Annotated in this window: 7 protein-coding genes; 6 read left to right on the top strand and 1 reads right to left on the bottom strand. The window is 41.4% G+C overall.

Features of this window, described 5'->3' with window-relative positions:
- Positions 1-145 precede the first annotated feature (145 nt).
- From AAFM34_RS05525 to AAFM34_RS05515, 3 genes are all read left to right on the top strand, one after another.
- A complete protein-coding gene (locus tag AAFM34_RS05525) occupies positions 146-373 on the top strand; it encodes a hypothetical protein (protein WP_341660815.1) in 228 nt (75 codons plus the stop codon).
- Between the two features lie 114 nt (positions 374-487).
- The gene (locus AAFM34_RS05520) at positions 488-3,571 is read left to right on the top strand and encodes an AAA domain-containing protein (RefSeq protein WP_341660813.1); all 3,084 of its coding nucleotides are present in this window, start codon (positions 488-490) and stop codon (positions 3,569-3,571) included.
- Positions 3,572-3,646: 75 nt separating this feature from the next.
- Complete coding sequence (locus tag AAFM34_RS05515) at positions 3,647-4,531, top strand: hypothetical protein (RefSeq protein WP_341660812.1); 885 nt, start codon at positions 3,647-3,649, stop codon at positions 4,529-4,531.
- Positions 4,532-4,625: 94 nt separating this feature from the next.
- Here the strand turns inward: AAFM34_RS05515 and trxC are convergent, their stop codons facing one another.
- Entirely contained in the window at positions 4,626-5,060 is a 435-nt protein-coding gene (gene trxC / locus AAFM34_RS05510; RefSeq protein WP_341660810.1) for a thioredoxin TrxC, read from the bottom strand.
- Between the two features lie 150 nt (positions 5,061-5,210).
- Between trxC and AAFM34_RS05505 the strand changes: the two genes are divergently transcribed.
- From AAFM34_RS05505 to AAFM34_RS05495, 3 genes are all read left to right on the top strand, one after another.
- The gene (locus AAFM34_RS05505; protein ID WP_341660808.1) at positions 5,211-6,299 is read left to right on the top strand and encodes a ketoacyl-ACP synthase III; all 1,089 of its coding nucleotides are present in this window, start codon (positions 5,211-5,213) and stop codon (positions 6,297-6,299) included.
- 78 nt (positions 6,300-6,377) lie between these two features.
- Positions 6,378-7,508, top strand: coding sequence for an exonuclease SbcCD subunit D (locus AAFM34_RS05500; RefSeq protein WP_341660806.1), 1,131 nt, complete (start codon positions 6,378-6,380; stop codon positions 7,506-7,508).
- A 12-nt stretch (positions 7,509-7,520) separates the two neighbouring features.
- Positions 7,521-10,562 carry an SMC family ATPase gene (locus AAFM34_RS05495; RefSeq protein ID WP_341660804.1) on the top strand — a complete coding sequence of 1,014 codons (3,042 nt, stop codon included), beginning with the start codon at positions 7,521-7,523 and terminating at the stop codon, positions 10,560-10,562.
- The last annotated feature ends 147 nt before the right edge of the window (positions 10,563-10,709 follow it).

Here is a 10,709-nt window from a genome sequence, read left to right as displayed (position 1 = left end):
CAGATGTGCTGAAAATTTGTTGTACATGCTCAAAATTCATATGAAGTTTATGCGTTTTGTATAAAGCAAGATGTCGCCTTATGCAACTGGATCGTATATCATCATAAGCCTATGATCTTTTTATGGTATTGATAGGCAGTGGCTAGTGAGCATTAGAAGAGAAAGCTCAAAAAATATATTGGAATCTTGGCATCTAGTGGAGTTTTTTCAAGCCTACTCAGTGCCAGATAAAGAAGACAGTAAAATTGCACCAGTAAACGTGTCCGGTCTCGAATTACAGTCACATGGCAATCATCTGCTTCCTTGGTTAAATCCAGCGATTCGTGATTCACTTGGTCTTACTCTGGGTAAAAAATGCGTTTATACCCTTTAGTTGGGGCTGTTCGATAAATCTTCGATAGATAAAAAAGTTGCACAATACTTTTCTACTAACAATCAGGACAATTGCGCTTGTGAGGAAATCGAGCAAAGAAGAGACAATGAAGGAATGTCTTGCTTTGCTAAGTTGATGTTGGATGAGTTTGGTGCGCCTCGGCTCGATACTTTTTCGGTAAGCACGCTACCTTGGGCTTTAGCCGAGTTACTCGAGGACAGAGCGGGGACAATATCTCAGGAACGATTTGATACAAGGTGCGACGACCTAAAAGAGTTTGTAGAGCGCTGGGAAACGACCTTGCCTAGCCATCCTAGCTTAGAGGGCAGGTATACTCTTTGTGTGAACAGCCTAATGAACTTAATAGAGGGACTTTATCAATGGGCTGGCATCTCTAATGAGGACTTATTACTTTCTCAAAACTCAAAGGTTTACCCGTTTCAGATGGCTTTTTACGAGTACGAAACTAAGTCTGATAACCTTTTAGCGGATAAAAACAAGCCAGATAATACTCAAGACGATAGTGAAGATGACTCTTATGAAGATGATCCTATTACTGATGACTCTCAGCTCCCCATTCTAAACAGCTTTTACATTCGAGATATAGAGCGCGCGATTAATTCAATTGTGACTGGCAGGACTAGCAAACCTCTTCAAGCTTATCTAGGACAATCCAGCTCCAAGCATGTTGATCTGTATACCAATGATTCTATTCCTCTAATTCATAAGCATTTGAACCCTAAGATGACGCCAGAAGGTCGATGGTTGACAGAACCTGTACATAATATGTCCTTAATGCAGCAGTTTGCCATCAATACTGTATTCACAGAGCTAAAAACAGGTGGTGTTATCTCCGTTAACGGGCCTCCTGGCACAGGTAAAACTACGTTGCTGCGAGATATCATAGCGCAAAATATTGTAGAGAGAGGGAAAGTTTTAGCTTCTTTTTCAAAAGCTCGCGATGGGTTAAACCCAGAAGGGTTTCTTGTTGAAGAACTCACTGATTTTGAAATGGTGGTTGCATCATCGAACAATGCGGCGGTAGAAAACATCTCTAAGGAGCTACCTCAAACAAAATCAATAGGCAGCAGATATTTAGATACCAGTTTCTTTCGTTCTGTAGCAAACCAAATTAGTGCAAATGAAAAGAAAGGTCGTTTGCTACCTTTGGATGAGGAAAAGCAGACTTGGGGAAATATCTCTGCAGTTATGGGGGCTTATAAAAAGAGGAATAGATTTCTTGAGCGTTTTTTCTTTAAATACCACTATCAAAAAGGCAAAGAACCAGAGGCTAGAGAACCTTCTTTAGACTTCTTGAATTTTTGGCAATATCGCTCAACTTATACAGGACCTTCTTTTCACCAAGCCAAAAAAAATTTTAACGACAAGTTATCTCGTTTTCATGAGCTTAATGATAAGTTAGCCTACTTCGATAGCTTGCAAAATACTTTCGATGCACAGCGATTCGATGTTGATTTAAATCGAATGAACTTAGCTCTAAATGAATTAGAAAACTATGCTCATTCGCTATCTGTAGAGCTAGATATCCTTAATTCAACCAGAAATTCTGAAGTGAAAAGGGAAGAAGAAATTTCAATTTCCCTAGAGTTGCTGAGGCTTAATTCTCCCAGTTGGTTCAGTCGCTTCTTTAACACCAAGAGTAATAAACAATATAAGATCTCGCTATCGCACAAACTTAGTGAACTCGAAAATGTCAAAAAAGCTATTCGGTTGGTTGTTGGTGATGTTGAAGCCAAACAAATCGAGATAACAGCATCTACAAAGAAAATTTTACAGCAGAAGGTTGATATTCAATCTAAAGAGGCTGAAAAGCAAAAGCTTTCAGATGAATTAAATACTTATAGAACGGAGTTTAAGGGGTATCACTTACCTGAAGTTACAGATGATATTGAGTGTCATGACATACAGAGACACGCTTGCTGGCAGCATGACAAAATAAATGCCTTGAGGTCAGACGTATACGCGGCAGCGTTACAGCTTCACGAGGCTTGGATCATAGAGGCAAGCAATCAGAATACCTTTCTAAATCAGATATATAAAGTTAAGGATGTCGTGTTAGGCAAGAGTAGTGATAATGCTCTGGCGATTTGGCAGATACTATTTATGTTTGTCCCCGTGGTTTCGACGACTTTTGCTTCATTCGGAAACATGTTTTCTAAGCTGCCTCCAGAGTCTCTAGGTTGGTTGATGATTGATGAGGCTGGGCAAGCAATACCGCAAGCAGCGGTTGGTGGTTTACTTCGTGCTAAGCGAGCAGTGGTTGTTGGAGACCCTTTACAGATCGAGCCTGTATTTACTTCACCACCAGAGCTTATTGACTACTTAATGCAATCTAAGTTGCAAGAGGAATCAAAGCAGTGGGACCCTTGTATCTGGTCAGTTCAGACGTTATCCGACCGAGTTAATCCATATGGCTGTATGATAGATATGAACGGCGAAGGTCAATGGATAGGAATACCCTTATGGGTACATCGCCGATGTATCGAACCAATGTTTAGTATTGCGAATGAAATAGCTTACAACAATCGCATGATACACGGCTCCGTTGAAGATAAAGACATCGAGCCGATAGCTCATAAGGCGTTAGGACACAATCGCTGGAATGATTCACAAGGAGACTGTGTACTGAAACAGTACAAACGTGAGTTGGGTGAAGAGGTTAAAGCTCTTTTATTCGAGCTAGCAGCACACAACGGCGACTTGAGCAGCATCTATCTAATAACACCGTTTAAAGCGGTGAAAAGAGAGTTGAAAGAAGAGCTAAGACGCAGTAAATCGCAGTTACTCAGTAACTCGAATTGGACTGGCAAGAAGTTTAATGACTTTTTGAAAAACAACGTCGGGACTGTGCATACCTTTCAAGGCAAGGAGAATAATACCGTTATTTTGGTGCTCGGCTGTGATGAAAAAAATAGTGGCGGTGCGTCTTGGGCTTCTTCGAAACCAAACCTATTAAATGTTGCTGTTACTCGAGCAAAAAAACACTTGATTGTCATCGGCGATATCCAAGTGTGGTCCGATAAAAGCTATTTTGATAAGGCTTACTTGAAGCTGGTTGAACTGGCACATGAAAATACATCAAAAATAGATGGTTCAACTCACTTACATTGGGCGAGTGATGACATTTATGCGGATGGAAGGCTATTACCTCAAGAAATCGCTCCTGAACTGAGTTAATGAAATTATCACCTTGAAGTGTTTGTCTTCGTAGTTTCTCGGACTCATAAGTAAATCAATATACAAGGAAAGAATGTGGAACATTTAGAAATATCTATTTTGGGTTCAATCCAGAAAAGTAACTTTGATTCTTGGAAGTTGGATTTACTTGACCAAATAGCATCGACAAACCTAGAGCTCGAAACCGACAATGACTTTGCTGCCGCATCAGATAATGTTAAATCATTAAAAGCGGCTGAAAAAACGTTAAAAGAATGCAAAGTTAAGGCTTTAGAGCAAACGCATGATATTCAAAAACTTTTTTCAGCTATTGATGAAGTATTAGAAACAGCGCGAGAAACTCGTTTAATTTTAGAACGGCAAGTCCGAACTAAAAAACAGCAGATAAAATTTGACCTAGTAACAAAAGCACACTCAAAGCTGCTCGACTACTGTAAATCAAAATCTGAAGTATTCTCGTATGTTGATCAAGAGCAATTTACTGCGGTGAGTAAATTGGAAGCTGCCATAAAAGGTAAAGCTTCTTTGAGTGGGGTGGAGAGAGCTCTGGATACTAAAGTTAAGGAGCTAATGCAAGAGATCGACGCTCGAGAACAGTTCGCTCATGAGAGTTATCAGTTTATTTCAAATCAGAGTGACCAGCACCGTGTATTACTTCAAGATATGCAGTATCTTTTGTCTCTACCATTATCTGAGTTGAAATTAACCGTTGAGAATAGAATTGTTAAACTTTCTGAGCAGCAAGCGCTGAAAAGTGCTCAAGAATCTGAGTCAGAGTTGCAAGTAGCCTCATGTGAAGCGGTTCATGGTGCTCGTAGTGAAACTATAAGCAACTATGTTATTTCTATAGAGGTTAGTTCGACCCGTTCAGATGCAATTGAAATTGCTCGATCAGTGAAACAGCATTTGATAGCACGATCAGAGGTTACCGATATTAAATTAAATAAACAGCGTGACTAAATGTAAAAATATCGTGTATTTGGTCACCTTGCAGATTACAAGGCCATATCAGTTAAACTCATTATGGCCTTATTTGGGATGACTGCGGGTATTTTTATTTCTGTAAAGCTTCACTAAGCCATTGCTTAAATTGACTTTTAGGCAATGCACCATTTAAAGAGTCGACTCTTTTACCATTTTTGAACAGCATAATTGTTGGAATGCTTCTAATTTGATACCTAGCTGCTAGGCTTGTTTGGCTTTCTGTATCTATTTTTACAAATCGAACGTTTTCTGCGCACTCCGATGCAACATCGGAAAAAATGGGAGCAAAGCCCACACAAGGGTTACACCACGGAGCCCAAAAGTCGATGACAACAGGTTGATCACTGTTTAAAATCGCATCGAAGTTGGAATCCGTTCCTTCTATCGGAAAACCATCAAGTAGCGCGCTTGAACATTTCCCGCATTTTGGGCTTTCAGATACTCTTTCAGTTGGGATTCGATTCATACTCTGGCAAGAAGGGCAGCGTGTATTAAATGTCGACATGATGTATTTCTCGTTTAGTTTTCTACACAAGTGTGACGTTGATTTTATCAATCAGGTGACACTGAAGATAGTCGATAGTTATACTTTGAAAATACAAATATTCCAACCGACTATGTTGGCTATCTAACACAATAAAAATAAAGGTTTCGAATGACTACAACATACGCAGAAATTACTGGCTGGGGTAAATGCCTTCCGCCTACTATTTTGTCTAATCAAGATTTAGGCACTTTTCTTGACACTTCCGATGAGTGGATTCAATCCAGAACAGGGATCGAAAATCGCAGAATTAGTCATGTCGATACTTCAGAGCTTGCTACGGTTGCCGCAAAACATGCCATCGCATGTGCTGGTTTGGACATCAGTGATATCGATCTTCTTATTATCGCAACCTGTTCACCAGACTCTCTTATTCCTAATATGGCATCGAAGGTGTCACAAAACTTAGGTATGGAAGGGACAATGGCGTTTGATCTAAACGCAGCTTGTACCGGCTTTCTTTATGGCTTAGAAACTGCAACAAGGATGATGCAATCGGGAAGTTACCGTCATGCCTTGGTGATTGGTGCAGAGCGCCTGTCCTTTTTTATTGATTGGTCAATGCGAGATACGGCGGTTTTATTTGGTGATGGTGCTGGGGCAGTTGTACTGAGTCAATCAGAAAGCGCAGTGGGTTTACAAAATGCGCAGCTAGGCTGTGACTCTCAAGGGAGAGACATACTGTCGGTGCCTAAATTTGGCAGTTCAATGAACCGTTTTGCCGCCGATAATGGATATTGGGAATTCAATTTCGTCGGTAAAGAGATTTTCAAGCGAGCTGTAAAAGGCATGGGCTCTGCAGCCCACAATGTGTTAGAGCGCAGTCAGTTATCGACAAAAGATGTAGACTTGGTTATTCCGCATCAGGCGAATATTCGTATTATTCAAACCTTATGTGATTTGTCTGGTATTGGGCAAGACAAAGCATTTATTAACATCCAAAAATATGGCAACACATCTGCGGCGACAATTCCCATTGCGCTATGTGAAGCGCTTGAACAAGGCCGCGTCAAAGCAAGTGACGATATACTGTTTGCAGCGTTTGGCGCAGGGTTAACTTGGGGGGCTGCGCATGTCAAATGGGGAAGTCGTGTAACGCCAATGGTTGTCAGTGAAGCGGCATTGCCAGAATGTGATAAACCAGCGCTTGAGCTAATTGATGAAGCGGTTAAATTCTGCAAGAAACATACTATTTACTGATCACATAACCCTTACTAGTGAGTAGGCGTATCGAGATGATATGATGCGCCTGAGCAACTAAATTAATCTAGGAACAAAATGAAGTTTCTTCACACCTCTGATTGGCATCTCGGACGTCAGTTTCACAGTGTTTCTCTCCTTGACGACCAAAAAGCGGTATTGGCTCAGTTAGTTGAGTATTTGCGAGAAAACCCAGTCGATGCGCTTGTTATTGCTGGAGATATTTATGACCGTTCAGTTCCGCCAACTGCTGCAATTGAGCTAATGAATCAGTTTGTTAGTCAGGTTTGTGATGAACTCAAAGTGCCTATCATTCTTATCCCAGGCAATCATGATGGTGCACAAAGGCTCGGGTTTGGCTCGTCGCAAATGAAAGGGGCTGGACTACATATCTTATCGAGTTTTGAGGACATGTGTCGACCCGTTGTGATTGATACAGATGCTGGAGAGGTGGCCTTCTATGGCATGCCATATAATGATCCTGAAATGGTACGCCATTATTTCGAGCAATCCGTGTCGACGTTCGATGATGCGCACAAATTCTTGGCCGATGAAATTAAGTCTAGATTTAGCCCAAAGCAGAAAAATGTATTGATCAGCCATTGTTTTGTGGATGGAGCTATAGAATCTGAGTCGGAAAGACCACTTTGTATAGGTGGTTCAGAGCGAGTCAGTCATGAGCATTTTGTCGATTTTGATTATGTGGCACTCGGGCATCTTCACCAACCACAAAAAAAAGGCCATGATTACATTCGATATTCCGGCTCTCTAATGAAGTACAGTTTTTCTGAACAATATCAGAAAAAGGGTGTGACCTTAGTTGAGTTTGATAAAAATGGCTTTAAGTCGGCGACACATATTGATCTTAAAGCGCCGCATCAGATGCGAATTATCGAAGGTGAGCTGAATAATATCATTGAGCAAGCTAAAGAAGGGCCCAATCATGACGACTATTTATTGGTTCGTTTAATGGATACTCACGCCATTCTAAACCCGATGGAAAAGCTTCGCAGTGTATACCCCAACGTATTACATATTGAGAAACCGGGCATGTTAATTGGTGTAGAGAAAGAATTGGCAGCCGCTACACTGTCACGCAGTGAAGTAGATATGTTTCGTGACTTTTTTAAAGAAACGCAGAGTGTTGACTTAAGCCACGAGCAAGATGAGGCGATTTCGGACCTGATCATGCAGTTAAGCCGTCAATAACAGGGGAAACGAATGAAACCACTATTGTTAACCCTGCAAGCCTTTGGTCCTTTTGCAACGACGCAAACCATTGATTTTCGATTATTAGGTAGTAATCCTCTTTTTTTAATCAACGGTCCAACAGGATCGGGCAAAACCTCAATTTTAGATGCGATTTGTTTTGCTCTGTACGGAGAGACGACAGGCAATGAGCGACAAGCGACTCATATGCGGTGTGATTTAGCCGATCTTTCTACACCAACAGAGATAACATTTGAGTTTGCGCTCCATGATAAACATTACCGCGTAACTCGACTGCCAGAGCAGCAAGTACCTAAGTCGCGTGGAGAGGGCACAACAACACGCAAACATACAGCGTCGCTTTATGAAATCACCGAAAGTGAACGGTTAATTACCAGCAAAACGGCTCAAGTGAAGCTGGAAGCGACCAGTCTACTAGGTTTAAATGAAAGTCAGTTTCGTCAGGTAATGGTGCTACCGCAAGGAAAATTTCGTGAATTATTGCTTGCAAGCTCAAAAGACAGGGAAGCGATTTTTGGTCAGCTGTTTCAAACCGATATCTACAAAAAAATTGAATTCGCTTTAAAAGACAAAGCCTCGTCTATCGTTACCGCTAAAGAAGAGTTTGATAACCAAATACAAGGCGCGCTGAAAGTTGCTGAAGTGTCTTCAGAGCAAGAATTGAATATTCAAATCGAAGACATCACTCAACAACTGGCTAAAGCTAAGCAAGAAGAAAAGTCCAGCTTTGAACGCCTTAATCAAGCGAAAATTAAACTTGAGCAGTCGAAGATGCTTGCTGGTCAATTTTCTAAGCGGGAGCAAAGTCAAAAGAGCCTAAACCTTCACTTAGAACAGCGAGATAAAATAATAGACATGACTTCGTTACTTGAGCTTGCTGTAAGCGCGGAAAAGCTCAATGTACCGTATCAACATTGGCAATCATGTCTTAATCAAGTGAAAGCGCTCGAAAATAAAGTCTCGACTTTAAATATTGAAAGGCAACAAGCTCAAACTCACTTAACTTTGTGTGAGCAAGGATTACAAAAAGCCATATTAAACGCAGAGCAACTACCTAGATTAAACGAACAACTGTTTCATTTAGAGCAAAGTAAAGAAAAACTAAAAGAGATAGATCTGCAGCAAACAACTCTGAAAGAGCTTGAATCTCAAAGTAAAGAACATGTTCACACCATGGCCAAGTACCAAGCGTTAAAAGCTCAGCTTTTCGAAGAGTTACAGACAAGTGAACGCAATTTAGATAGTGCAAGGAAAGGGACTACGGAGAAAATCTCTCTTGAAGCTGATATAGCGAAAACCCAGCGTTTATTGGCCGACCTGAGTAAGTTGAGATCTTTGCTCACTGAGCAGGTACAGCTTACCAACCAAACCGGTGCTATTCGTATAACTAAGCAGCAGTTAGAAAAAGAGTTAGCAGAGAAACGCCAACATGCAGACAAGTTGGAAATGCATTGGCATAGTGCTCAGGCAGCAGTACTGGCTAAACGACTTAAATCGAACCAACCTTGCCCAGTTTGTGGCAGTTGTGAGCACCCGAGCCCAACAAAGTTTGAAGGTAAGGAAGTATATAAGCAGGATGTGCAACAAGCTCGTCAAGTTGAAACGGCGGCATTAGAGCAATTTAATGCAGCATTGAACGAATTGGAGCGTCATCACTCCTTGTGCGAGCAACAGGAAAAACTGATTCAGTCATACAAACTTGAATTGGGTGATGATGCTGTTCTCGATATTGAATCGACAGAGCAAAAGCTTTTGCAGTTAAAGGCAAGATACCATGAACTTGATGCTATTGATGTGCCTAAGTTAGAAAGTGTCGCTGCGGAACTTAAGCAAAGGTGTGAAAACGGTGAGGCGAAAATAAACGCTCTTCGAGAAGAAATATCAGCCAATGACGCAAAACTTGAGGCGCAGAACAAACAGTTAAATCAGCTTCGTGCCTCAATCTCTGGCTCATATGACTCTATTGCCCAACTTGATGCCGTGTATCTGGATCTCCAGCAGAATATTGAGCGGCTTAATCATGCGTTAAAATATGCGCAAGAATCACAGCATAACGCGACGGTAAGCTATTCCAATATTGAGTCTCAGATATCTTCTCACCAAGAATTATTGACTACAGCGCGGAGCAATACGCAATTGGCTGAGACAGAGTGGGATGGTGCTTTAAAGGCCGCCTCCTTTTCCTCATTGGAGCATTTCTTGGAATGCCGTTCTAGTTCAGAACAAATGCAAGATTGGCGTGAACAAATAGAGCAATATAGTTCGACCAAGTTAAAACTCGAGCAAACCATTTATGATATTGAGCAAGAACTTGCCAACACTTCTCGGCCAAATCTAGAAGAAGAGCAACTTAATGTTACGCTTCTTGAATCAGAACACGTTAAGTGTCGAGGTGAACTAGATGCTGCTCAATCGCTTTTCCATCGCTTGGAAAAAGTCGCTTCGGACATTGCCCAATTACGAACTAAAAACAGCAAACTCGATGATGAATACAAAGTTTATGGCACACTTTACGATGTCGCGAGCGGAAAAACGGGTAGTAGAATTAGTTTACATCGCTTTGTGTTGGGTGTGTTACTTGATGATGTATTGATCCAAGCTTCTCAAAGGTTAAGAGTGATGAGTCAGGGACGCTATCAACTTGTACGTAAAACAGAAGGGTTTAAAGGCGTCGCTGGCCGAGGATTGGACTTATCCGTTGAAGATGGATACACAGGTAAAACACGTGATGTAGCCACATTGTCAGGTGGAGAGTCATTTATGGCGGCACTGGCTCTCGCATTAGGCCTGTCAGATGTTGTTCAGTCATACAGTGGGGGAATAAGACTCGATACTTTGTTTATCGATGAAGGCTTTGGCAGTCTAGATCCTGAATCATTGGATTTAGCCATGCAAATTCTAGTAGAGCTGCAGCAAACGGGGCGTATGATCGGCGTTATTTCTCATGTATCCGAGCTCAAAGAGCAGATGCCACTGCGGCTGGATGTAAACTCATCAAGATCGGGAAGCAGTATCTCGCTCATTGGCGCATAAATGTTACCAGCTAGTCATTGTTACTCAATGAGAGAAGTTACTGTATTTCATGATTTGGTCGATACAGTAACGAACATTGACTTTGAAACACAGAGTACTGAGGGATCCCCTCATAAATCCGCCAGTGCATAGCCATCTTTTAAGAGC

The sequence above is a fragment of the Vibrio sp. genome (genome assembly GCF_038138445.1).
GTDB lineage: Bacteria > Pseudomonadota > Gammaproteobacteria > Enterobacterales > Vibrionaceae > Vibrio.
This window is presented reverse-complemented; position numbering and strand designations above follow the sequence as displayed.

What these genes read in the sequence shown, in the direction of transcription:
- trxC (WP_341660810.1), bottom strand. Translation starts at nt 5,060, where the DNA reads ATGTCGACATTTAATACACGCTGCCCTTCTTGCCAGAGTATGAATCGA.
- AAFM34_RS05500 (WP_341660806.1), top strand. Translation starts at nt 6,378, where the DNA reads ATGAAGTTTCTTCACACCTCTGATTGGCATCTCGGACGTCAGTTTCAC.
- AAFM34_RS05520 (WP_341660813.1), top strand. Translation starts at nt 488, where the DNA reads ATGTCTTGCTTTGCTAAGTTGATGTTGGATGAGTTTGGTGCGCCTCGG.
- AAFM34_RS05495 (WP_341660804.1), top strand. Translation starts at nt 7,521, where the DNA reads ATGAAACCACTATTGTTAACCCTGCAAGCCTTTGGTCCTTTTGCAACG.
- AAFM34_RS05505 (WP_341660808.1), top strand. Translation starts at nt 5,211, where the DNA reads ATGACTACAACATACGCAGAAATTACTGGCTGGGGTAAATGCCTTCCG.